19 protein-coding genes and 3 tRNA genes are annotated in these 22385 nt (G+C 75.2%); 6 read left to right on the top strand and 16 right to left on the bottom strand.

The features are described from left to right. Position 1: 1 nt before the first annotated feature. Together FHX78_RS23380 and FHX78_RS23385 are read right to left on the bottom strand one after the other, a co-directional pair. Positions 2-1453 (bottom strand): FGGY family carbohydrate kinase, encoded by a 1452-nt coding sequence (locus FHX78_RS23380; protein WP_145869376.1) that lies wholly within the window; start codon positions 1451-1453, stop codon positions 2-4. A 47-nt stretch (positions 1454-1500) separates the two neighbouring features. Then, positions 1501-1806: a YtxH domain-containing protein gene (locus FHX78_RS23385; protein ID WP_145869377.1), complete on the bottom strand. Its 306-nt coding sequence runs from the start codon at positions 1804-1806 to the stop codon at positions 1501-1503. Positions 1807-1976: 170 nt separating this feature from the next. Between FHX78_RS23385 and FHX78_RS23390 the strand changes: the two genes are divergently transcribed. The 3 genes from FHX78_RS23390 to FHX78_RS23400 all read left to right on the top strand — a co-directional run bounded on the left by FHX78_RS23390 (position 1977) and on the right by FHX78_RS23400 (position 2377). Continuing rightward, positions 1977-2049: transfer RNA gene (locus tag FHX78_RS23390), tRNA-Asn, on the top strand. A 5-nt stretch (positions 2050-2054) separates the two neighbouring features. Next, positions 2055-2127: transfer RNA gene (locus tag FHX78_RS23395), tRNA-Asn, on the top strand. Between the two features lie 176 nt (positions 2128-2303). Beyond that, a tRNA-Ile gene (locus tag FHX78_RS23400) sits at positions 2304-2377 on the top strand. A gap of 2 nt (positions 2378-2379) precedes the next feature. Here the strand turns inward: FHX78_RS23400 and FHX78_RS23405 are convergent. From FHX78_RS23405 to FHX78_RS23420, 5 genes are all read right to left on the bottom strand, one after another. Beyond that, positions 2380-2787: a DUF779 domain-containing protein gene (locus FHX78_RS23405; RefSeq protein ID WP_145869378.1), complete on the bottom strand. Its 408-nt coding sequence runs from the start codon at positions 2785-2787 to the stop codon at positions 2380-2382. Next, a complete protein-coding gene (gene adh, locus FHX78_RS23410; protein WP_145869379.1) occupies positions 2787-4304 on the bottom strand; it encodes an aldehyde dehydrogenase in 1518 nt (505 codons plus the stop codon). The genes FHX78_RS23405 and adh overlap by 1 nt, the downstream gene beginning before the upstream one ends. Before the next feature lie 114 nt (positions 4305-4418). Continuing rightward, a complete protein-coding gene (locus FHX78_RS23415) occupies positions 4419-5660 on the bottom strand; it encodes a helix-turn-helix domain-containing protein (protein WP_145869380.1) in 1242 nt (413 codons plus the stop codon). Between the two features lie 115 nt (positions 5661-5775). Further along, positions 5776-5931, bottom strand: a complete 156-nt coding sequence (locus tag FHX78_RS36870; RefSeq protein WP_167531829.1) for a hypothetical protein — start codon at positions 5929-5931, stop codon at positions 5776-5778. A 58-nt stretch (positions 5932-5989) separates the two neighbouring features. Further along, positions 5990-6670 carry an ANTAR domain-containing response regulator gene (locus tag FHX78_RS23420; protein WP_145869381.1) on the bottom strand — a complete coding sequence of 227 codons (681 nt, stop codon included), beginning with the start codon at positions 6668-6670 and terminating at the stop codon, positions 5990-5992. A gap of 280 nt (positions 6671-6950) precedes the next feature. On the opposite strand from FHX78_RS23420, the gene FHX78_RS23425 reads away from it, so the two are divergent. Together FHX78_RS23425 and FHX78_RS23430 are read left to right on the top strand one after the other, a co-directional pair. Continuing rightward, positions 6951-7247: an STAS domain-containing protein gene (locus FHX78_RS23425; protein ID WP_229924049.1), complete on the top strand. Its 297-nt coding sequence runs from the start codon at positions 6951-6953 to the stop codon at positions 7245-7247. Further along, positions 7244-8197, top strand: coding sequence for an anti-sigma factor RsbA family regulatory protein (locus FHX78_RS23430; RefSeq protein ID WP_145869383.1), 954 nt, complete (start codon positions 7244-7246; stop codon positions 8195-8197). The genes FHX78_RS23425 and FHX78_RS23430 overlap by 4 nt, the downstream gene beginning before the upstream one ends. 39 nt (positions 8198-8236) lie before the next feature. On the opposite strand, the gene mreB is transcribed toward FHX78_RS23430, so the two are convergent. From mreB to FHX78_RS23470, 8 genes are all read right to left on the bottom strand, one after another. Next, positions 8237-9274, bottom strand: coding sequence for a rod shape-determining protein (gene mreB, locus FHX78_RS23435; protein WP_145869384.1), 1038 nt, complete (start codon positions 9272-9274; stop codon positions 8237-8239). A gap of 47 nt (positions 9275-9321) precedes the next feature. Next, positions 9322-12783: an SAV_2336 N-terminal domain-related protein gene (locus FHX78_RS23440; protein WP_229924050.1), complete on the bottom strand. Its 3462-nt coding sequence runs from the start codon at positions 12781-12783 to the stop codon at positions 9322-9324. Next, complete coding sequence (locus tag FHX78_RS23445) at positions 12773-13816, bottom strand: AAA family ATPase (RefSeq protein WP_145869385.1); 1044 nt, start codon at positions 13814-13816, stop codon at positions 12773-12775. The genes FHX78_RS23440 and FHX78_RS23445 overlap by 11 nt, the downstream gene beginning before the upstream one ends. Positions 13817-13875: 59 nt before the next feature. After that, positions 13876-15537, bottom strand: coding sequence for a VMAP-C domain-containing protein (locus tag FHX78_RS23450; protein WP_145869386.1), 1662 nt, complete (start codon positions 15535-15537; stop codon positions 13876-13878). Then, positions 15534-15884 (bottom strand): CU044_2847 family protein, encoded by a 351-nt coding sequence (locus FHX78_RS23455; RefSeq protein ID WP_145869387.1) that lies wholly within the window; start codon positions 15882-15884, stop codon positions 15534-15536. The genes FHX78_RS23450 and FHX78_RS23455 overlap by 4 nt, the downstream gene beginning before the upstream one ends. 78 nt (positions 15885-15962) lie before the next feature. After that, entirely contained in the window at positions 15963-17324 is a 1362-nt protein-coding gene (locus FHX78_RS23460; protein ID WP_145869388.1) for a carboxyl transferase domain-containing protein, read from the bottom strand. Next, entirely contained in the window at positions 17317-18774 is a 1458-nt protein-coding gene (locus tag FHX78_RS23465; protein ID WP_145869389.1) for an acyl-CoA synthetase, read from the bottom strand. Before FHX78_RS23465 ends, FHX78_RS23460 begins: the two co-directional genes overlap by 8 nt. 162 nt (positions 18775-18936) lie before the next feature. Continuing rightward, positions 18937-20322 carry an SLC13 family permease gene (locus tag FHX78_RS23470; RefSeq protein WP_145869390.1) on the bottom strand — a complete coding sequence of 462 codons (1386 nt, stop codon included), beginning with the start codon at positions 20320-20322 and terminating at the stop codon, positions 18937-18939. A gap of 207 nt (positions 20323-20529) precedes the next feature. Between FHX78_RS23470 and FHX78_RS23475 the strand changes: the two genes are divergently transcribed. Further along, complete coding sequence (locus FHX78_RS23475; protein ID WP_145869391.1) at positions 20530-21237, top strand: FadR/GntR family transcriptional regulator; 708 nt, start codon at positions 20530-20532, stop codon at positions 21235-21237. Positions 21238-21247: 10 nt separating this feature from the next. On the opposite strand, the gene FHX78_RS23480 is transcribed toward FHX78_RS23475, so the two are convergent. Continuing rightward, the gene (locus tag FHX78_RS23480) at positions 21248-22324 is read right to left on the bottom strand and encodes a MerR family transcriptional regulator (RefSeq protein WP_145869392.1); all 1077 of its coding nucleotides are present in this window, start codon (positions 22322-22324) and stop codon (positions 21248-21250) included. Positions 22325-22385: the final 61 nt, after the last annotated feature.

Below are 22385 nucleotides of genomic sequence, written 5' to 3' on the forward strand. Positions count from 1 at the left end.
GCTAGGAACGGAAAGCGGCCGGATGCGTCTGCTCGCGCACCGACACGTACTGCTGCCGCACCGCCTGCCCCACCGCCAGCTCCTCGCCGGGATCCAGCACCTGCGCCACCGGACCCTGCCAGACCGGCGGCGTCCGCGGGTCCAGCGCGCCCTGCGACACCCCGAGCGCCCAGGCGGCCTGCCGGGCCGCGCCGATCGCCGCGTAGTCCGCGGGCTGCGGCACCACCACCTGCGCACCGAACAGCGCGGGCGCCGCCGCCTGCACGGCGGGCAGTTCGGCCGCCGGACCGAGCAGGAAGACCCGCCGCACGTCCACGCCCCGGCCGCGCAGCACGTCCAGCGCGTCCGCGAGCCCGCACAGCATCCCCTCGAACGCGGCCCGCGCCAGGTGCTCCGGCCGCATCGACTCGCGCCTGAGCCCCGCCAGCGTCCCGGCGGTGTGCGGCAGGTTGGGGGTGCGCTCACCCTCCAGGTACGGCAGCAGCACCAGCCCGTGCGCCCCCGGCGTCGACTTCATCGCCAGCTCGGACAGGCTCTCCAGATCGGGCAGCCCGAGCAGCTCCGCGGTCCCGCGCAGGGCGCGCACGGCGTTCAGGGTGGTGACGACGGGCAGGTGCATACCGGTCGCGTCGGCCAGGGAGGTGATCATCCCGTGCTGGTCGACGAGCGCCTCCGGATGCACGGCCATCACCGACCCGGACGCGCCCAGCGACACCACCGCGTCGCCCAGCCCGATGCCGAGGCCGAACGCGGCCGCCATCGTCTCGCCCGTACCGGCCGAGATCAGCAGCCCCTCCGGCGTCGTACCGGCCGCGTCCGACGGGCCGATCACCTCGGGCAGCATCGCCTGGTGACCGAGCGCCAGCTCCACCAGATCCGGCCGGTAACCGCCGGTGGCCGCCGCCCAGTACCCGGTGCCCGAGGCACCGCCCCGGTCGGTGGTCCGCCGCACCGGCCGGCCCAGCAGCTGCCACACCAGCCAGTCGTGCGCCTGGAGCAGCACGGCGGTGCGCGCGGCGTTCTCCGGCTCGCTACGGGCCATCCAGCGCAGCTTGGTCACCGGCTGGGCGGCCTGCGGCACACAGCCCACGGCCTGCGCCCACGCCTCGCGCCCGCCGAGCGCGTCGACCAGATCGGCCGCCGCGACCTGCGCCCTCTTGTCACCGCCCACCAGTGCGGGCCGCACCGTGTTGCCCTGCGCGTCCAGCGGCACCAGCGCGTTCTGCTGCGCGGACACCCCGATGGCCTGCACGCCCTCCAGCAGCCCGCCGCCCGCCGCCTCGCCGAGCGAGAGCAGCCAGGCCTGCGGGTCGACGTCGGAGGAACGGCCGCCGTCGGCGCCCTGCGCAGGATGCTGGGCATACCCCTGCCTGAGCACCGCTCCGGTGTCCGTGTCACAGACGACGATGCGAGTGAAATCGGGCGCACTGTCCAGCCCGGCGACTATCCCCATGCGGAAATTCTGCCGCACGCGCCGCCCGGACCGGGCCGTGGGCACCGTCAAGTGTTGCTGGTGCCCCAGTCGTCCTCCGCCGGACCATGGGCGGTGCGCTCGCGCAGGGTGCGCACCCGCTGGGCGACCGAGTCGGGCATACGGTCGCCGACCTTGTCACTCACCACGTGGTACGCCTTGTCCGCGAACTCGCGGCCCTGCTGGGCCGCGCTCTCCGCGGTGTTGCGGACGGCGGGGTTCTGCGTGAACTGCTGCGCGGACCTCTTCAACTGCTCGTAGCGCTCGCGCCCGGCTTTCGTGCCCAGCACGTAGCCCAGGACGACTCCGGCGACGAACGTGAGCCGGTATCGCATGGCGGTCACCCTTCCCGTTGTTCCAGTGTTGCGTAGGTCTCCGGTGCGGCGACGGCGCCGGGGAGTACCGATTGGCGGAGCACCCCCCTGCTTGCGCTAATGTATGTGTCGCAGCGAGCGCGCGCCCCCTGGCGAATACCCAGGTGGGTGCGTTCGATGCAACGAGGCATTCCTCCGTAGCTCAATTGGCAGAGCAGCCGGCTGTTAACCGGCAGGTTACTGGTTCGAGTCCAGTCGGGGGAGCTCGGTCCTCCGTAGCTCAATTGGCAGAGCAGCCGGCTGTTAACCGGCAGGTTACTGGTTCGAGTCCAGTCGGGGGAGCATGCTGAACGAGGACCCCGCAGGGGTCCTTTTTCATGTGCGGGGGAACCGTGCGGGGCTCGTCGAAGTCTCCATGGTCACGAAGCCGTACGCAGCCGACCGTCCGAAGCAGGAGATCGTATGAGCGGCTATGCTGCGGCAGACGGCGCGCACACATGTACGCGACACGCCGCTATGGGGCGGTAGCTCAGCCGGTTAGAGCAGCGGACTCATAATCCGTCGGCCGTGGGTTCGAGTCCCACCCGCCCCACCTCAGCGTTCTTCCGGGTCCGCCCCCGTGGGCAGGGGCGGCTCCGCCTCGATGCTCCGCCACTCGGTGTCGGTGAGCAGCCGTGAGCGGATCAGGAACCGTACGCCCTCCGGGGCCTCCAGGGAGAAGCCGCTGCCGCGGCCGGCGACGACGTCCACGGTGAGGTGCGTGTGCGACCAGTACGCGTACTGGTCCGCGCTCATCCAGAACGGGGTGTCGCCGGCCACGTGCCCGAGCAGGACGTCCGAGGCGCCCACGCGGAACTCGCCGCGCGGGTAGCACATCGGGGCGCTGCCGTCGCAGCAGCCGCCGGACTGGTGGAACATCACCGGCCCGTGCCGCCCGGCCAGCAGCCGCACCAGGTCCTCGGCGGCCGGGGTCAGCTCGACGCGCCTGGTGCGGGCCGCCATCAGAAGAACCCGAGCTTCTGGCCGGAGTAGCTCACCAGCAGGTTCTTGGTCTGCTGGTAGTGGTCCAGCATCATCTTGTGGTTCTCGCGGCCGATGCCGGACTTCTTGTAGCCGCCGAACGCCGCGTGCGCCGGGTAGGCGTGGTAGCAGTTGGTCCACACCCGGCCCGCCTTGATCGCGCGGCCCATCCGGTAGGCGGTGCTGCCGTCCCGGGTCCACAGGCCCGCCCCGAGGCCGTACAGCGTGTCGTTGGCGATCTTCAACGCCTCGTCGACCGAGTCGTACGTCGTCACCGACACCACCGGGCCGAAGATCTCCTCCTGGAAGATCCGCATGTCGTTGTCGCCGCGGAAGACGGTCGGCTGGATGTAGTAGCCGCCCTCCAGGCCGGGCACGGTGCGGCGGTCGCCGCCGGTCAGCAGCCGGGCGCCCTCCTGCTTGCCGATGTCGATGTAGGACAGGATCTTCTCGAACTGGTCGTTGCTCGCCTGCGCGCCGATCATGGTGGCCGGGTCGAGCGGGTCGCCGCCGACGATGGCCTCGGTGCGCTCGATGCAGCGGGCCATGAACGCGTCGTAGATCGAGGAGTGGATCAGGGCGCGGGACGGGCAGGTGCACACCTCGCCCTGGTTCAGCGCGAACATCACGAAGCCCTCGACGGCCTTGTCCAGGTAGTCGTCGTCGGCGGCCATCACGTCGGGCAGGAAGATGTTCGGGCTCTTGCCGCCCAGTTCCAGCGTGACCGGGATGATGTTCTCGCTGGCGTACTGCATGATCAGGCGGCCCGTGGTGGTCTCGCCGGTGAACGCCACCTTCGCCACCCGGGGGCTGGACGCGAGCGGCTTGCCGGCCTCCACGCCGAAGCCGTTGACGACGTTCAGCACGCCCGGCGGGAGCAGGTCGGCGATCAGCTCGACCACGTACAGCAGGCTGACCGGGGTCTGCTCGGCCGGCTTGATGACCACGCAGTTCCCGGCGGCCAGCGCGGGCGCCAGCTTCCAGGCGGCCATCAGGATCGGGAAGTTCCACGGGATGATCTGGCCGACCACGCCGAGCGGTTCGTGGAAGTGGTAGGCGACGGTGTCCGCGTCGATCTCCGCGATGCTGCCCTCCTGCGCGCGCACCACGCCCGCGAAGTACCGGAAGTGGTCCACGGCCAGCGGGATGTCGGCGGCCAGCGTCTCGCGCACCGGCTTGCCGTTCTCCCACGTCTCCGCGACGGCGATCCTCTCCAGGTTCTCCTCGATGCGGTCCGCGATCCGGTTGAGGATGTTCGCCCGCTCCGTGGTGGACGTCCGCCCCCAGCGGGCAGCGGCCGCGTGGGCGGCGTCCAGGGCGAGTTTCACGTCGGCGGCGGAGGAACGGGCCACCTCGCAGAACACCTTGCCGGTCACCGGCGTCGGGTTCTCGAAGTACCGGCCCTCCACGGGGGCGACCCACTCGCCGCCGATGAAGTTGTCGTACCTCGGGGCGAACTCGACGATGCTTCCGTCCGTTCCGGGCTGCGCGTACACCATGCGGCTCTCCTCGAAGGGGTCACGAGTACGGTCCTGCGACGGCCCCTGCGCCGTCGTACTGTGCCGCACTGTGGCCCTCAGAGGTTGGCGCGAGGTTGGCGCCCGGCGCGCGGGTCAGTCGCGCAGGGCCGCGGCGAGCCGGCCGGCCGCGAGGGCGCGGCGCGGGTCGCCCGGGCCGAGCAGGCGCAGCGCGTGCTCGTGCACCTCGGCGTCGTAGGGGGCGCGTTCACCGAAGCGCAGGGCGTGGTCCGGGCGGCCGCTCGCCAGGACCGCCTCCCGCACGGCCACCTCCAGGAAGGTGCGCCACGCCTCGATGCCCGGCGCGACCGAGCGGGGCAGCAGCGGGCCGCGGTACAGGTCCAGCGCGGTGTCCGCGTCCCCGCTCTCCAGCGCGCGCAGCACGTCGGTGGCGTCGCAGGACACGGGAGCGGTCAGCGCGTAGCGGCGGGTGGCGACCCCGCCGTCGAGGGCCCGGCGCAGATGGGAGATCTCCGCCTTGAACGTGGACGCGGTGACCGGCCGGTCCCCGTACAGGGCCGCGCGCAGCCGCTCCGGCGGGAAACCCTCGGGCTCCAGCGCGAGCAGGGTCAGGATCTCCAGCTGGCGCGGGCGCAGGACGAGGGCGGCGCCGCCCTCGCGCACCGCCCGCTGCGCGCCCAGGCAGGTCAGCCGCACCGGGGCGGGCGCGCGCGGCGTGCGGCGGGGGGCCTCGGCGCGCAGCCGGGCCTCGATGGTCGCCGCGAGCGAGCGCACGGTGGACATGGCCAGCGGATGCGACCGGTCCCAGGTGGTGGACATGTCCAGCACGCCGAGCAGGCCCCCGTCGGGGCCGTGGACCGGCGCGCAGTAGCAGACCCAGCCGTGCAGGGCCGTCACCAGGTGCTCCGCCGAGAAGACGGAACTGGGGCGGCCGGTGCGCAGCGCGAGCGACAGGGCGTTGGTGCCCATGGCCGGCTCGTCCCAGCGGCCGCCGGGCGCGAAGTTGACGCGCTCGGCCCGCCGGCGCATGGTGCGGCCGCCGCACGTCCACAGGATGGTGCCGGACGCGTCGGTGACGGCGGTGACGAATCCCGCGTCCTCGGCGATGCTGCGCAGCTCCTCGGCGAGCCCGTCGACCGGCCGGCGCAGCGGCGAGGCGCTCCAGCGGCGGCGCACGGCGTCCCCGTCGGCGGCCGGGGCGCTGTCCTGCGTCGGGTCGACGCTGCTCAGCGAGCGCACCCAGGACTCGGCCACGTCCTCGCGCAGCGCCGCCCCGCCGCTCGGTCTCGGCCCGGTGGCACCCATCCTCGGCACCCAGCGGGACCACTCGTCCTCCAGGGTGGCCCTGCGCCGCCTCAGGTCGCTGCTGCCTGCCATGTGCTTCCCCTGCCGTCGGACGGGGACAACCGACTCTTGTCCGTGGGACCGGCCTGCACACAGAGTTATCGGCCAACCGGGCGGCAAAAGCAAGGTCTCGCGCGCCGCGGGCGGCTCAGCTGCCGCCGGCGTCGTCGTCCGCCGCGGTCGGGGCGTCCGCCGGGTCCCGTTCGCCCTCCGCCTGGGAAGGGGTCGTGTGCGGTACGTCCGGGGTGGTCCACTCGGTGTCGTCCCGGTCGCCCTCGGCCTGGGACGGAGTGTGCTCGCTCATCGTGCTTCCTCCCTGATCACGGGGCCGTGCCCGCCGGGTACCCCCGTGCGGGACGGCGTCACCGCGACGCGCGGCGGGCCAGGGCCCGGGACAGGGCGGTGCGGACCTCCTCGGGCGGGGGAGCGCCCTGCGCCTGGGCGGAGGCGGTGAGGGCCGCGGCGACCGTGCGGAGCTTGGTGTTGGACATCTGCGACGCCTCCCGGAGGATGTGCCAGGCCTCCTCGGAGGTGCAGCCGTGGGTCGCCATCAGGATGCCGCGCGCCTGGTCGATGACCGGGCGGGAGGCGATCGCCTGCCGCAGCTGCTCGACCTCCTCCTGGAGCAGCCGCAGCCGCTCCTGCCGCTCCGGGGCCACCGGCGGGGAGGCCGGTGACGGTCCGTCGCCCGGCGCCGGCGGGCGCAGCGGGTCGGCGGGGTCGAGGCCGGCCAGCTCCAGGATGAGGCGCGGCTGGCCGTTCCAGCGCGTGGCCGTGACCGGCACCGACCGTCGCCGGCCGTGCTCGCGCAGCACCTCCAGGAACTCCAGGCCCGCCGTGTCCATGAAGTACACACCGCTCATGTCCACGTCGACCCGGGCCGTGCCCTCGGGCACCCGCGCCAGCCGCTCGGCCAGGACGTCCGCGCACCCGCGGACCAGCTCGCCGCGGGGGGTGAGCAGCACCCGGTCCGCGTCCGTACGACCGCCGATGACCAGGGTGTTCAGCCTTCCCGGAAAGGGGAACGATGCCGCGGAGGTCATGTCACCGCCTTGTCGGTGCTCGTGGCTGGTCGGGGGCATTCGGGGAAATGACCAGCAGTTCGGGGGATTTTGGCCTGCGTCGGCGCCGGGGAGGTAGGCTGCCCAGGGTCCCGGCTGCACTGCGTTTGCGCCTGCCCACCCTGCGGCGCACTACACACCGAGCCGGTGAATGGCCGGGAACCGACGGGGTACGTACGGCCCCGGGAGCGTGAGGAGACGGGTGTCGGACAGTCGGCATCGGACACCGGACGGGCCCGGGAGTCCCAGGCAGTCTCTTACGGTGCGCCCACTGGAAGGATGCAGGGGTGTCCGCGCGGCCGGGGAGATCGGCCTGGGCACCCGCACGATCTGGGAACGCGTGCTGGAACAGGCGGTGCGCGGAGGTGAGTCTGTGTACTACCTGGAGCTGTCCGAGGTGACGTTCGTCGACGTCGCGGGCGCCGGCGCGCTCGTCGCCGCCGCCGAGCGGCTGGAGGACGGCCGCCGCTTCGTCGTGCGCAGGCCGCCGCCCGCCCTGAGCCGGGTGCTGGAGATGTTCTGGCCCCACCAGCCGGCGATCGAGGTGTCGACGTCATGAGCACCGCGACCGGACCCCTGGGCACCGCCCCGGACCACTTCGTCCACCCCGCCCTCTTCTACCGCGACGAGCGGGAGTACCTGGCGGGCACCGTCCCCTTCGTGCGCGAGGGACTCGCGGCCGGCGAGCCCGTCGCGGTCGCCGTGCCCGGCGAGCGGCTGCGGCTCATCGAGGACGCGCTGGGCGACGACGCCGGGCGCGTGCGCCTCCTCGACATGCGCCAGGCCGGCCGCAACCCGGGCCGGATCATCCCCGGGGTGCTGCGCGCCTTCGCCGACACCTGCCCGGACGGGCAGCGGGTCCGGATCATCGGCGAGCCGATCTGGGCCGGCCGCTCCGCGACCGAGTACCCCGCCTGCGTCCAGCACGAGGCGCTGATCAACGCCGCCTTCCGGGGCCGTACGGTGACCGTCCTGTGCCCCTACGACGCCGTGGGCCTGCCCGGGCACGTGCTCGCCGACGCCCATGCCACCCACCCCACCGTCATCCCGGCCGGCTCCCGCAGCGTGCGGGACAGCGCGGCCTACGCCCCCGACGCGGTCGTCGCCCGCTACAACGAGCCGCTGCCGCTGGTCGAGGACGCCATGACGGTGCCCTTCGTGGCCGAGTCGCTGCCCCCCGCCCGGTACGCCGCGACCGACGAGGGACGGCGGCTGGGCCTGACCGGCGTCCGGCTGGAGGACCTGGCCCTCGCCACGGCCGAGCTGACCACCAACAGCGTGCTGCACGGCGGCGGCGCGGGCGTGCTGCGGGTCTGGGGCGAGGACGGCCACGTGGTGTGCGAGGTGCGCGACCGGGGGCGGCTCACCGATCCGCTCGCCGGACGCCGGCCGGCCGGCCGCGACCAGCGCGGCGGGCGCGGACTGCTGCTGGTCAACCTGATCGCCGACCTGGTGCGGGTGCACACCGGGGACGAGGGCACGACGATCCGGTGCTGGTTCGCCCGCTAGGCCGGGCTCCTGTCGTCCGCCGGGCGGGCCCGGCGCGGCTCAGGCGCCCAGCGGGTCCAGCACCATCGGGGCGATCCGGCCCTCCAGCATCTCGCCGAGCCCCTGTACGGCGCACACGTCCGGGCGTTCGGCGATGTGCACCGGCATGCCCGTGGCCTGACGGAGCATCTGGTCCAGGCCCGGCAGCAGGGCGCTCCCGCCGACCATCATGATCCCGCGGTCCACGAGGTCGGCGACCAGGTCCGGCGGGCACTCCCGCAGCACCTTGCCGATGCCGTCGAGGACGGCGGTGAGCGGTGTCTGGATGGCGTGCCGCACGGCCGCCGTGTCGACCGTCACCGAACGGGCCAGACCGGTGGCGACGTCCCGGCCGTGGATCTCCGTGGACTCCGGGCCCTGCGGGGTGAGCCCGTTGCCGTGCAGGGCGAGCTGGAGCGGCCGGACGGACTGGCTCGGCAGCATCAGCTGGTGCTGGTGGCGCAGGTGCTGCACGATCGCGTTGTCGACGGCCTCGCCGCCCACCGGGATGCGCTCCGCCGTCACGATCGCCCCGAGGGACAGCACGGCCACCTGGGTGGCCGCCGCCCCGCACACCATGATCATGGTTGCTTCGGGCCGCTCCACGGGGAGGCCGCAGCCGACGGCCGCGGCGATGAGCGTGTCGACCAGCTCCACCCGGCGGGCGCCCAGACCCACCAGCGTCTCGATCGCGGCGCGCTGCGCGAGCGGGTCGGCGTCGTGCGGGGTGCAGGCCGCGGCCCGCAGCCGGGGCTTGCGGCGCAGGGTGCGGCGGATCCGGTCGCCGAGCAGCTGCCGCAGCATGCGCTGCGCCATCTCGATGTCGACGACCGTGCCGCCGGACACCGGCCGTACGACGCGGATGTACCCCGGGGTGCGGCCCGTCATCTTCTCCGCGAACTCCCCGACCGCGATCAGCGCCCCGGTGCGGGTGTTCACGGCGGCGACGGACGGCTGGTCGACGACGAGCCCGGCGCCCTTGACGTACACCCGGGTGCGGGCCGCCCCCAGGTCGACGGCGAAGTGGCAGCGGCGCAGCTGCTCCAGACTGGCGGTCACGGAACCTCCCGAGGGCGCACCCAGCGGCCCGCCGGGCGGCGGACCTCTCAGGCATCGTGCGCGGCGGGCGGGTGCGGGCGCCTGTCCTGGGGGGCCGGGTGGGGGGCCGCCGAACGGGGGGCGCGCGTCACGGGCCCGCCCGGGCGGGGCAGGGCGCGGGCGGCGTCCAGGAGGGGGTCCAGGGAGTCGACGGTGAGCTCGCAGCCGGCCTCGCGCAGGCTTCGCCGGACGGCGGCGGTGTAGGCGTAGCCGATGAAGCGCAGACCGCTGAGCCGGGCGGCGGTGAACTCGGCGACGGACGAGCCGATCAGGACGGCCCCCGGAGCGGCGCCCCCGGGGGCGGCGGCCGCGCCGGAGGCGCCCAGGGCGCGCCGCAGGCAGTCCGGGTGGGGCATCAGCAGGGTGAGGTCGTCGGCACGGCCGTGAATACCGGCCAGGGGCACGCGGAAGGGCGACAGACAGCGGCGCAGCGCCTGTTCGCCGACGTCGCTGACGACGACGACACGCCGGCCGGACGTGTGCAGGGCCCGCACCAGGGCGACCGAGCGGTGCGTGGCGGGGGCGTCGGGCGCCGCCCGCAGTTCGAGCGCGTCGAGGCGTTCGCGCAGCACCGCTCCGAGCGGATCGTGCGCGAAGGCGCGCAGCACCTCCAGCGGATGCACCAGCGCCTCCCGGGAGACGTCACCGCTGCCGGGCGGACGGCCCTCCAACGCGTCCCGCGGCGCGCGGTGTTCGGCGACGACGGACAGCAGGTCCAGGGCGGCCTCGCGCGCGGTGCGCGCCGAGAACAGGCGGGCGAGCGGCCCGTCGAAGCCGATGAGGACGGTGGCGGAGCGGGCCAGGACGTCGGCCGGGGTGTCGGCCGGCGGCGGGCCCGCCGGTCCCCGTCCCGGCGGCTCCGGCAGCGGCGTACCCTCCCGGGCGAGCCGTACGGAGCAGGACACCGCGAGACCCGGCACCGGCCAGGTGCCCAGTCCGGAGTCGATCTCCCGCTGCGCCCCGGCCACCCGGCGCACCGGGTGACGGCGGGTGACGCGGGCCGCCCGGTCCAGCAGATGGGCGAGCAGCCGCTCGGATACGTCGGTGACCTCCGCGCGGACGAAGGCGACCGGGTCCGCCACGTGCCAGGACAGGTCGACCGCCGCGGCGAAGGAGCCGCCCCGCGCACCCGGCAGGGTGACCGTGCGCCGGGCCTGTCGCGCGGTGAGGTCGACGACGTAGTACGTCGCCGGACGTGGTGCGCGGGTGCCGTACGGCTGGATCGGGTTGAGCAGGGTGAGCGAGCCGTCGTGCCCGGTGTGGACGACGGCCGTACGGCCCGGGGCGGGGGCACCCAGCTCGTGCAGGTCACGGATGAGGAACGGGCCCCGCACCAGATCGCGGGCCGGGGCGTCGGTGTCCTGCGACCCGGCGGGTCCGCCCAGCGGGCAGAACCAGGCGACCGGCGGGGCGGACGGCGCGCCCGGCGGGTACAGGGGCTGGAAGCGCAGGGGCTCGCGGGCGGCGGAGCTGGCGGCGAACTCCTCCCACAGGGCGGGCGGGACGACGACCACGAGGTCGGTGCCGGCGTGGCGGGGCGGCTCGGGCAGGTCGGCCCGCGCCGCGGGCGCGTCCCGGAGGAACACCCGCAGGCGCGGCGGATCCGTGAGCCCGGCGAGCGCCTCGGGCAGCCCGCGCAGCAGGGCGACCAGGACGGGCAGCAGATAGGCGTCGGGTCCGGTGCGGACGACGTACCCGTCGGGCAGGACCCGCACCTCGTACTGCTGAGGGGTGAGGGCGCCCCGGGAGAGGATCTCGTGGACGGCGTACTCGAGGGTGATGCGCGCTTCCGGATGGCCGGCCAGGCCCTCGGCCCGGAAGGTGATCGTGGCGTGGTCCCGCGGCTCCGCGGAGCCGCCCCGGCCCGCGGAGGCCGCCGGGGACGACTCGACGGGCCCGGACAGCCGGCGCGCGACCCGCGGACGGACCGTGGCGAACGCCTCCCCGGCGGCGGGCCCCGTGAGCGTTCCGGAGCGGGACGGCGTGGACGCGAGGAAGTCGCCGGGCGCGCGGCCCGCGCGCTCGTCGATCAGGCCGCCCACGCGTTCCAGCAGCTCCGCGGTGCGGTCGCGGGCCGTGCGCGGCAGTCCCCGCAGCAGCAGGTCCCGCACCCCGGGGCGGAAGGCGTAGGAGCCGGGCGGCCCGGGGACGGTGGTGAGCATGCCGCTGAGGATCACCTCGGCGAGGTGCCGGGGCCGGGGGTCGGGTTCGATGGCGGCCTGCACGAGGCGCATCACGGGCAGGTCCGGACGGCCCAGGGCGAGATGACCGGCCAGCCGGAACGCCTCCGGGGAGGCGGTCGCCCGGAACCGCAGCACGAGCTCCTCGGGCGAGAGCACACCCACGTCCGTACGGTCGTCGCGGTCCGCCGGGAGCGGCCCGTCCAGCTCCGCGACCGCGGCCGGGACCTGGCCGCCGCCCGGCGCGGCGATAAGGGACGCCCAGTTCGCCAGCCACCGCGGGTCCGGCTCCAGCACGGGCAGCGGGACGGCACGGCGCGGCGCGTACGGGGTGTCGCAGGGGGTGTCGTACGGGGTGAAGGCGAGTGCCGCGGTGGGGGCGGCCGGGTACGGGGCCGACAGCAGGCCCGCGACGGTGGGCAGGGCCGTGTCGCGCCACAGGTGTTCCGGGAGGGGCTGGACCACGGCCAGGGGCATCCGGCGGGCCCAGCGGTGCAGGGTGGCGTACCACAGGGCACCGGCCGGGCCCTCCCGCCACTGCGGGCCCATGCAGTCGCTGATGACGAGGGCGGCGCTGCGGCCGTCCCCCGGGGCGTGCGCGCCGTGACCGCGTACCGTGCCGTCGGGGGCGGCGCGCAGCACGGTCACCGTGCGGAAGACCCCCGACTGGGCGAGCGTCGTGCGCAGTTCGCGGATCAGCGGCCGCCAGACGGGCATGGTGGGGCCGGCGTCGCACACGAGGAACAGGCGCAGCCAGCGTTCCCGGGCGGGCCGCATCACCGGCAGCCACCCGTCGGGGGCGGCGCCCAGGCGGGCGAGCCGGTCGGCGGTCGCCCGTTCGTCCAGTTCGAGACCGACGGGGGAGTCCACCCGGCGTTTGAGCGGGCGCAGGGAGCGTTGCAGTGCCAGCGGGTGGCGCAGCATCGGGGGTGTCGGCGCCAGCAGGGTGGCGTGCGGTTCGGTCCGCGCGCCGGTAGGTGGGGCGGGGGAGGCCGGGGACGGCAGGTGGAGCGGGCTGCGGGGGGCGTCGCGCTGCTCGCGCGGGGCCCCGGGCGAGGGGGCGGACTCCGGCCGCTGGTCGGGGGCGACGGGGCGCGGGGCCGGCGTGCGGGGCGGTCCAGCGGGCGGGGCGCCGGCCGCGTCGGTGTCCATGGTCCCGGCCAGCCAGAGCAGTTCGGCCAGTTCCAGCGGGGTGGGAGGGACACCGCCGGACGCCTCGGCCAGGAGGGTGGCCAGGCGGGCCAGCGGGTCGGGGGCGCCCGGGGGGCCGGGACGCCGGTCAGAAGGCATCGGGTTGCGGGGCCTGTCCCAGATACGGCATCAGCTGCTCCGCCAGCTCGTCGAGGGAGTCGGCTGCGAGGCCGGAGGATTGGGCGAGGTAGATGGCGTTGAGGAGCTGGTCGGTGGCCAGGTCGCCGGCGCCCACCCGGGACAGGAAGCGCTCGATCAGGCGGTGGGCGTAGGCGTCGGGTTCTCCCAGGTGCGCGCGGACGATCCCGGCGAGATGGCCGTCGTCCGGCTGCCGCAGGCGCAGCGTGACGCAGCGGCGCAGGAAGGCGGGCGGGAACTCGCGCTCGCCGTTGCTGGTGAGGACGACGAACGGGAAGGACCGGCAGCGGACCCGGCCGCGTTCCACCGGCACCCGCTCGTCGGTGCCGTCGGCCATCACCTCTGCCCGCGGCAGACGGCGTGCGGCGCGCACCAGCTCGGGGATCTCGAACTGGCCCTCCTCCAGTACGTTCAGCAGGTCGTTGGGCAGGTCGAGGTCGCTCTTGTCGATCTCGTCGATGAGGAGGGCGCGGGGGCGGGCGTAGGGGAGGAGGGCGGTGCCCAGAGGCCCGAGGCGCAGGTGGTCCTCGACGCCGGATCCGTCGCCCGGTTCGGTGCCCGCCGCGTCGGACCGCTCGCCGGGGCGGCCGGCGCCCTGCCGTGCCGCGTACAGGCGGGAGAGCGGGTCGTACTGGTAGAGGCCGTCGTGCAGCGTGCTGCGGCTGGTGATGTTCCAGCGCAGCACCGGACCGAGGCGCAGCTCGCGGGCGACCGCGTAGGCGAGGGAGGACTTGCCGGTGCCGGGCGGGCCGGTGACCAGCAAGGGGCGGCGCAGATACAGGGCCGCGTTGACCAGCTGGACCGTCTGCGGTGTCGCCTGATAGGTCACGGCGCGGTGGGCGCGGTCGGGGGAGACGGCGGAGGCGTCCGCGGCCTCGTCCGGCGGGTCCAGCACCGGCCCGCCGTCGAAGGCGCGCCAGGGCGGGGGCGGTGGCAACCGGTCGATGCCGTCGTGCGGTTGCTCGGCGCCGGTGTAGACGGGCCACAGGGGCATGGTGCTCTTCTCCGGTGGGGGGCGGCGGGGGACGGCGGTCCGGGTGACGGCGGTTTCGGTCAGGCGACCGGCGAGTGCAGGCTCGCGGCGGTGGCGGGGAAGCAGCGCGGGTCGTCCCACAGCAGCTGCACGTCCCTCGCCCAGTGCCGGTCCGGTTCCTCGGCGGCGTCCGCCGTCAGCCGCGACGACAGGATGTGGTGGGGGAGTTCGGCGGGCGGCACACCGGCGACGGACGCGGTGAGCTCGTCGAGGAACGTGCCGCCGGAGCAGGGACCCTCGTGGTCGGTCCCCGGCTCCGGGCAGCCGGTGCGGGGCCACAGCAGGACCGGCACCGGGACGTTCAGGCCGACCTCGAAGTGCTGGGGGGCCGCCGTGGGCGGTGCCGGGAAGGCGGCCAGTTCGGCGCCGCCGTCCCACAGCCGTTTGCGCAGGCCGGCCGGGCGCTCGGGGGAGCCGCACTCGACACGGTGCACGACCGCTCCCGTGCCGGTGTCCAGCTTCTGCCACTTCTTGCGGAGCTGGTGGCGCAGCCGCCCGCTGCGGTGCCGGGACCGGTCGGCGACGACGAGCGGGTAGGCACAGCCGAGCGGTGTGGGGTCGTCCGCGCCGCACTCCCAGTGCGCCACGGGCTCGTTCAGCCACTCGCGCGGCAGCACGAAGGCCAGTAACTCGTCGGCGCCCGGCGTGAGATGGGCGACCGCCTCGTCGATGCGCTCCTGCACGTAGGCGCGTACGGCGGCGCGTGGCAGCCGGCGCGCGCCCACGGGGTGGCGCCGGCCGTCGAGGCTCGCGGACACCTCGACGGTGACCTGGTCCGGGCCGGCGCCGCTGTGCTCGATCTCGACGACCACCGGGGACCAGGCCGAGGGGCGTGCGGGGGGTTCGTCGAGCAACTCGCGCAACCGGTCGGCGAACCGGGCCACGGCCTCCGGCTCCGGGACCTCCCACTGCACGTATGCCGCCGCCGACGCCAGCGAGGCGAAGCCGCCGTCCGGCAGCGGCGGGCCGAAGGGGCCCACGGCGTCGACGTACAGCCGGTGCGGATCACAGCGCAGTCCCGCCCGCTCGGCCCGCCGCACCAGGGTGTACAGGCGTCGGCGCGTGTCCGTCGCGTGGCCGGGGGTGGGGACCAGCTCGCCGAGGCCGCTCCAGTAGCGGGCCATGACCTCCGTGGGCAGCATCCGCCCGGCCCTGACGTCCCGGCCGCCCGCGACCGCCGTGACCATGCCGACCACCGAGCCGTCGGCCAGGGTCACCGCGGCCCCGCTGAAACCGTGGGCCAGCGGCTGCCCGTGCCCGGAGGCGGCCTCCAACTGCACCCACTCACCGGCGATCAGCGGACCGGGCACCGCCCGGTACAGCGCCAGGGTGCCCTCGTCGTAGCCCCGGGGGAAGCCGTACGCGACCAGCTCGGGCGCGGGGACACCGCGCTCGGCGCCGGGCGGTGCGAAGACCGCCGGGGTGAGCGGCACCTCCCGCTCCAGCTCCAGTACGGCCAGGTCGCCGGGGTCGGTGTCGCCGCCCCGCCAGCCTCCGTGGACGGTCACCTCGGCGGTGACCTCCCCCAGGTCGGCGCGGTTCGGGAAGCTCACGGACACCGGGGACGTCTCGCTCGCCGCGACGACGTGGGCGCAGGTGAGCACCTGCCGCGGGGAGACGAGGAAGCCCGCGCCGACCTCGTTCCCGCACCGGATCCGGGTGTGCCAGGCAGCGTCGCTCATGACCGGTCGGCGGCCTCCGCGGTCGTCCGGCTCGGCTCCGGTGACCAGCTGAGTTTGACGACCAGATGTCCCTCCGCCGTTCCCTTGGCGATGACCGCCCCGGCCTCCGCGGTCAGCTTCACCCCGAACTCCAGCTCCACCGCGTCGGGTCTGAGCGCGCCGTCGCGGAACACCCGCAGCGCGGACTCGGCCGCCGCCCGCACGCCCTCCAGGGAGCTCTCGAAGGTGCGCGCCGCCTGGGCCGGCCCGCTGCCGCGCGAGACGAGCCGGGCGCCGGACTCGTCCTCGACGCCCTCCACGACGACCGCGGCGCCGTCCTCGGTCGTGAACTGCATCAACCCGTCCATGGCGCGGCGTGCTCCCCGTGGTGTGCGACTGCGGTGGTGAACTCCCATGTTACGGGGGGTGTTTGCCGTGTCACCGGGTTAATCGGCCGGGTGTCCCTCCCCCGGGCCCGCCGATCCGACGACACCCCGGATCACTCCCAGCTCCACGAGGTCCTGCGGACGGATGCGGAGTTGCTCCGCGGTCGCCTCCACCTCCTGCGGGGGCCGCTTGAGGATGGCCGCCGCGAGTTCCGGGGCGATCACCGAGAAGTAGCTGTCCGGGGTGGCCCAGGTGTTGCCGGGGGCCGCCAGGGCCAGCGCGCCGCCCGAGCCGCCCTCGCCGACGACCAGCGTGGTGACCGGGGTGCGGGCGGCGGCCACGGCGTCGAACAGACCGGCGATGGCGGCGCCCGCGCCCTGCCGTTCCGCCTCCGCGTCGTTGGCCGCGCCCGGGGTGTCCACCAGGGTCAGCACCGGGATGCCGAGCCGGTCCGCGAGCCGGACCAGCCGGGCGGCGGTGCGGTACCCGGCGGGACGGGTGGCCGCACCGGTCTGTGCCGCGTAGGCGACGGTACGGCCCTCGTGCTCGCCGAAGCCGCAGAGCATGCCGTCCGGGTCGGTGCCGCCGCAGCGATCGCCGGCGAGGGTGACGCGGTGGGTGAAGTAGGGGTCCAAGTAGGCGGTGGCGCGCGGGCGTTCGGGGGAGCGGGCGCGTCGGACGGCGTCCCAGCCGGTGGCCGGGAGGCCCGACGCGACCGGCGGCAGGGGCGGCGGGGCCGGTGCGGCGGAGGGGCGGGTCAGGAGCCGCAGCCAGCGGCCCAGGGTCTGCCGCAGTTCCCCGGGCCGTACCAGCGCGTCCGCCGCACCCGCCGCCACCTGGGCCTCGGCCGTGTACGCCGCCGGGTCGGCGTCCGCCGGCCGGACCCGTGAACCGGCGAAGCCGACCTGGGCGCCGGGCAGCGCCAGCACCACGTCGGCGCCCGCGCCCAGGGTGGCCCAGCCGCCGCCGGTCGTCGGATCGCGCAGCACCGCGATCTGCGCCAGGCCGGCCTGCCGGGTGAGCGCCGACTGCCGGGCCACCCGCTGGAGCTGGGTGAGGGCGAGCATGCCCTCCTGCATGCGGCTGCCGCCGGTGGCGACCAGGGGGACGACCGGCAGCCGCTGCGCGCGGGCATGGGCGTACGCCGCCTCCAGGCGGTCGCCGGTGCGTTCGCCGAGGGAGCCGCCGAGGAAGCCGAACTCGAACGCGACGAGCACGGCCCGGGTGCCCTCGATGTGCGCGGTGCCGCAGATCACCGACTCCCGCTCGCCGGTGCGTTCGGCGGCGCGGGCGCGGGCGGCGCCGTAACCGGGCCAGCCCAGCGGGCCGTCCTCGGGCGAGTCGCGCTCCGGGTGGGGGAGTTCGGTGAAGTCGTCGGTGACCAGGGCGACGGTCTCGCGGGCGGAGAGGCGGTCAGCCATGGTGCAGCGCCCGCTTCATGATCTTGCCCATGTCGTTGCGGGGCAGCGCGTCGAGGTGGTGGACGACGCGCGGCCGCTTGTGCGGGGCGAGGCGCCGGGCGACGTGGTCGGCCAACTCGGCCAGGGAGGGCGGGGACTGGGGGTCCGCAGGGACGACCCACGCCACGATCCGCTCGCCCAGGTCCGCGTCCGGCTCCCCGGTGACCGCGGCCTCCCGCACCCCCGGATGCTCCAGCAGCGCGTTCTCGATCTCCCCCGCGCCGATCTTGTAGCCGCCGCTCTTGATCAGGTCGGTGGCCTTGCGGCCGACGATGCGGACGTAGCCGTCGGGGTCGCGCACCGCCATGTCGCCGGTGCGGAACCAGCCGTCGGCGGTGAACGCGGCGGCCGTGGCGTCCGGCCGGTTGAGGTACTCGGTGAACAGGTTCGGCCCGCGCACCTGGATCTCGCCGACCGTCTCGCCGTCGTACGCCGTCACCGGCGAGCCGTCCTCCTCCACCAGCCGCAGCTCCACGCCCGGCAGCGGCACGCCCACCGTGCCGGGGCGGGCCTCGCCGTCGGCGCGGACGCCGGTGTTCATCAGTGTCTCCGTCATGCCGTACCGCTCGATGACCCGGCGTCCGGTCGCCGCCGCGATCCGCTCGTGGTCGTGCACGGGCAGGGCGGCGGAGCCCGACACCAGCAGCCGGGCCCCGGTCAGCGCCTTGACCAGCTCCGGCGCGGTGGGCAGCGCCTCCGCGAGGCGGTGGTACATGGTCGGCACGCCGAACAGCATGGTCGCGCCGTCGTTCAGCTCGCGCGCCACCCCCTCGGGGGTGAACCGGCCCAGGTGGCGCACCGAGCCGCCGCGGCGCAGCGGGCCGAGGGTGCCGAGGACCAGGCCGTGCACGTGGAACAGCGGGAGTGCGTGCACCAGCACGTCGTCGCCGGTCCACTGCCAGGCGTCGGCGAGCGCGTCCAGGGTGGTGGCGATCGCGCGGCGGGGGAGGACGGCGCCCTTGGGCGGGCCGGTGGTGCCGGAGGTGTAGACGATCAGCGCGGGGTCGCTGTCGTCGCGGGCGCCGTCGTCGGGGAGCGCCGCCGGGTCGGTCCGGACCGCCGGGTCCACGTCGAGGCGGGGCAGGCCGCCCAGCGGCGCGGGGAGGTGCCGGCCGGGCTCGGTGAGCACCAGGTCGGGGGTGCTGTCGGACAGGATGTGGCCGAGTTCCTTCTCACCCGACCTGAGGTTGAGGGGCACCACGGTCACCCCGGCGAGCAGTGCCGCGGTGACCGCGACCGCCGTCTCCAGGGTCGGCGCGGCCCACACGGCGACCCGGCGGGCCTCCCCCAGGCCCCCGGCCACCGCGCCGGCCGCGGCGGCGAGTTCCCCGTACGTCAGGGAGCGCTCGCCGAAGCGCAGGGCGGGCCGGTCGGCCGGGCCGTCGGTCAGGGCGGGGAAGAGAGAGGACACGCGTCGTACTCCTTAGCTGGCTGTCCTTGGCGCCGGCGGTCGTCGGCCGGCCGTCGGTCGAGGGGTCGTGGGCGCCCCGTGGGTCCGGTGGGCCCGTGGTCGCGGGCGCCCGTGGTCCCGGTGGGCCCGTGGTCCCGGAGGGCCCGTGGTCCCGTGGGTGTCCTACCCCCAGCCGGGCACCACCATCGTGAGCCACACCACCGCCGGGACCGCCGCGACCACGATCCCGCCGTACGCCATCAGCTGCCGGAAGAACCGCTCGCGGTCGACGTCCGGCGCGGCGGCCAGGACCAGCGCGCCGTTGGTGGAGAACGGGCTCACGTCCACGACCGTCGCCGACACCGCGAGCGCGGCCACCATGCCGACGGCCCCGATCTCGCCCTGCGCGAGGAACGGCACGGCCAGCGGGATCAGCGCGCCCATGATGCCGACGGAGGAGGCGAACGCCGACACGATCGCGCCGATGTAGCAGAGCAGCACCGCGGCGAGCAGCGGGACGCCGATGCCGCCGACGCCCTCGCCGGCCCAGGTGATGGTGCCCATCTCGTCCAGGACACCGACGTAGGTCAGCACGCCGCAGATCAGCAGGACCGTGGGCCAGGCGATCTGGCCGACCGCCTTGCGGCTGTCGTCCGGCCAGGCGGTGCTCAGCACGACGGCGAGGGTGATCGCGGTGAACCCGGCGTCCAGGTCGAAGCCGAGGACGGCGACGACCAGGGCGACCAGGGAGACCAGGGTGGCGAGGACGGGCGGGGTGAGCCGGACGGCGGCGGGCGCGTCGGGACGGGTGGCCACGGCGGCGGGCGCGGTGGCGGTACGGGTACCGTCACCCCCGCCACCCGGGCCCGCGTCTCCCCGGCCCGCGTCTCCCGGGCCCCCGTCTCCCGGGCCCGCGACTCCCGGACTCCCGGCGTCCGTCCCGGCCCCGCTCACGGCCCCCTGGCTCCACAGCCTCAGCCCGCCGCAGACGACGAACACCACCGCCGCGATGACGAGGTTCACCAGCAGCGAGGCCAGGAACAGGGTGATCTCGCTGCCGGGCAGCTTCTCGCGCTCGACGATGCCGTTGACGATCGAGCCGTAGATGCTGATCGGCGAGAAACCGCCGGCCTGGGCGCCGTGCACCACCATCGCGCCCATCAGCAGCGGGCTGATCCGGTACTGGGCGGCGAAGCTCAGCGCGATCGGCGCGACGATCGCGACCGCGGCCGGGCTGACCGCGCCGATCGCCGTGAGCGCGCCGGTGAGCGCGAACATCACCCAGGGGATCAGCGCCACCCGCCCGCGCACCAGCCGGACCGCGGCCTGCACCAGCCAGTCGGTGGTGCCGTTGGCGCGGGCGATGGCGAAGAGGTAGGTGACGCCGACCAGGACGACGAACAGATCGCCGGGGAAGCCGGCGAACACGCCGTCCGCGTCGAGGTCGGCGACGAGGGTGCCGACCCCGAAAGCGGCGGCGAAGGCCAGCGCGCCCATGTTGACGGAGCGGGTGGTGGCGATGACGAACACCACCGCCAGGACGAGGATCGAGACGAGTTCGGGGGACATGCGGGCTCCCGTCGTTGGGTCCCTGCGAGCGGAAGGGGGCAGGCAGTGGCTGAGTGGCTGAACCACTTGGCGCGCGGTCGTGGTCCGCGCCTGGCTGGAAAGAGTGGGCCCCGGGGAAGGGGACGTCAAGGGGTCGCGCAGTAATTGGCTGAGCCACTCGTCCACTTCCGGGTGTCCGGTGCTAGTCTCCCGACGAGAGGGGGACCCGTGACCGACGCCTTGCGCCCCATGACGAAACAGCGCCTGTACGAACAGGTGCTGGACCGGCTCCGCCAGTACGTCACCGAGGGCGGCCTGCGGGCCGGCGACCGTCTCCCGCCCGAGCGGGACCTCGCCCAGCGGCTCGGGGTCAGCCGGGCCTCCGTGAAGCAGGCGATCGTGGTCCTGGAGGTCCAGGGCCTGGTCGAGGCCCGGCACGGCGGCGGCACCTACCTCGTCCGGGACAGCCTCGACGTCGAGCCGGTCGACCGGATGGTGGAACGCCGCCGGCGCCTGCCCGACGTCCTGGAGGCCCGGGAGGCGCTGGAGACGAAGCTCGCCGAACTGGCCGCCGAGCGCCGCACGGACGACGACCTGGCCGCGCTGCGCTCGGCGCTCGCGCACATGGCCGAGGAGATCGAGGCGGGCGGCCACGGCGTCGAGGGCGACCGCCTGTTCCACGCGGCGGTGACGGCGGCCGCCCACAGCGCCCTGCTCGCGGAGTTCATGCGCACCATCGCCGAGCAGATCGCCGAGAGCCGCACCGAGTCCCTGCGCCAGCCCGGCCGCCCGCACCGCTCCCTGGCCCAGCACCGGGCGATCCTCGACGCCGTCGCCGACGGCGAGCCCCGCCGGGCGGCCGCCGCCATGCGCCGCCACGTCCGCACGGTCGCCAAGGTCCGCCTGCTGGACTGGGACCCCGAGGCGGAGCGCTGACCGCCGGCCCTCAGACAGCCGCCTCCACCACGTCGGCCACCACGCAGCTGACGTTGTCCGGCCCGCCGGCCGCGTTGGCCGCGGCGATCAGGGCGTCGACCGCCTCGTCCGGGGCCGGGGCGGCGGCGAGGAGGCCCCGGACGGCGTCGTCGGGGACCACCGTCGGCAGGCCGTCGGAGCAGAGCAGATAGCGGTCGCCCGCGCGGGCCTCGTGCAGGCGCAGGTCGGGTGACGCGGTCGCCTCGGCGCCGGTGAGGGCCTTCAGCAGCAGTGTGCGCTGCGGGTGCGAGACCGCCTCCGCCTCGGTCAGCCGGCCCTCGTCCAGCATCGCCTGGACCACCGTGTGGTCGTGCGTGATCCGGAACAGCTCGCCGTCGCGCAGCAGATACGCCCGCGAGTCCCCGATGTGGACCAGCGCCAGCCGCGACCCGGTCCACAGCGCGGCGGTCAGGGTGGTGCCGGCCTCCTGTGCCCCGCCGGCCGCGTCCCGCACCGCCCGCGCCGCGCCCCGCACCGCGTCCTCCAGCACGTTGAGGATCCCGCCCGCCGGTGTCTCCCGCGTGTCCAGGAACCGCAGCGCCTCCACCGCCGCGCTGCTCGCCGGCCCGCCCGCCGGACCGAAACCGTCGGCCACGGCCAGCAGCCGCCCGCCCGCGTACGCCGCGTCCTGGTTCGCCGGCCGGACCAGGCCCCGGTCGGAGTGGGCGCGGTAGCGCAGTTCCAGGGGTGTGGTGCTCATGGTGGTGTCCCTTCCCGATTCTTCCGTGAGGTGATCGACCAGGAACGCGGCGAGGTCCCGCCGTACGGCCGTCTCCGCCTCCACCCGGGCCCAGTACGCCCGGACCTCCACGGCGGCGGCGCCGGGCCCGAGGGCGCACACGCGGCGGATCTCCGCCAGCGGCATGCCCAGCCGCCGCAGCCACGCCACCAGCCGGGCCCGCTCCAGCTGCCCGGCCGCGTAGTAGCGGTAACCGGTGTCCGGGTCCACCCGGGCGGGCCGCAGCAGGTCCAGCTCGTCGTACAGCCGCAGCGCCTTCGGCGACAGCCGGCACGCCTTCGCGAACGCGCCGATGGTCAGCATGTCCACCGCCCCCTCGCCCCCTCTCCGTCCCGCGCTCCGCCACCGATGCTGGGGCTTGACCGAAGGG

The sequence above is a fragment of the Streptomyces capillispiralis genome (genome assembly GCF_007829875.1).
GTDB classification, from domain to species: Bacteria; Actinomycetota; Actinomycetes; order Streptomycetales; family Streptomycetaceae; genus Streptomyces; species Streptomyces capillispiralis.

Bases quoted from the DNA above. Each gene is read 5' to 3' on its own strand.
- FHX78_RS23380 (WP_145869376.1), bottom strand. From the start codon at position 1,453: ATGGGGATAGTCGCCGGGCTGGACAGTGCGCCCGATTTCACTCGCATC.
- FHX78_RS23385 (WP_145869377.1), bottom strand. From the start codon at position 1,806: ATGCGATACCGGCTCACGTTCGTCGCCGGAGTCGTCCTGGGCTACGTG.
- FHX78_RS23405 (WP_145869378.1), bottom strand. From the start codon at position 2,787: ATGGCGGCCCGCACCAGGCGCGTCGAGCTGACCCCGGCCGCCGAGGAC.
- adh (WP_145869379.1), bottom strand. From the start codon at position 4,304: ATGGTGTACGCGCAGCCCGGAACGGACGGAAGCATCGTCGAGTTCGCC.
- FHX78_RS23415 (WP_145869380.1), bottom strand. From the start codon at position 5,660: ATGGCAGGCAGCAGCGACCTGAGGCGGCGCAGGGCCACCCTGGAGGAC.
- FHX78_RS36870 (WP_167531829.1), bottom strand. From the start codon at position 5,931: ATGAGCGAGCACACTCCGTCCCAGGCCGAGGGCGACCGGGACGACACC.
- FHX78_RS23420 (WP_145869381.1), bottom strand. From the start codon at position 6,670: ATGACCTCCGCGGCATCGTTCCCCTTTCCGGGAAGGCTGAACACCCTG.
- FHX78_RS23430 (WP_145869383.1), top strand. From the start codon at position 7,244: ATGAGCACCGCGACCGGACCCCTGGGCACCGCCCCGGACCACTTCGTC.
- FHX78_RS23440 (WP_229924050.1), bottom strand. From the start codon at position 12,783: ATGCCTTCTGACCGGCGTCCCGGCCCCCCGGGCGCCCCCGACCCGCTG.
- FHX78_RS23445 (WP_145869385.1), bottom strand. From the start codon at position 13,816: ATGCCCCTGTGGCCCGTCTACACCGGCGCCGAGCAACCGCACGACGGC.
- FHX78_RS23450 (WP_145869386.1), bottom strand. From the start codon at position 15,537: ATGAGCGACGCTGCCTGGCACACCCGGATCCGGTGCGGGAACGAGGTC.
- FHX78_RS23455 (WP_145869387.1), bottom strand. From the start codon at position 15,884: ATGGACGGGTTGATGCAGTTCACGACCGAGGACGGCGCCGCGGTCGTC.
- FHX78_RS23460 (WP_145869388.1), bottom strand. From the start codon at position 17,324: ATGGCTGACCGCCTCTCCGCCCGCGAGACCGTCGCCCTGGTCACCGAC.
- FHX78_RS23470 (WP_145869390.1), bottom strand. From the start codon at position 20,322: ATGTCCCCCGAACTCGTCTCGATCCTCGTCCTGGCGGTGGTGTTCGTC.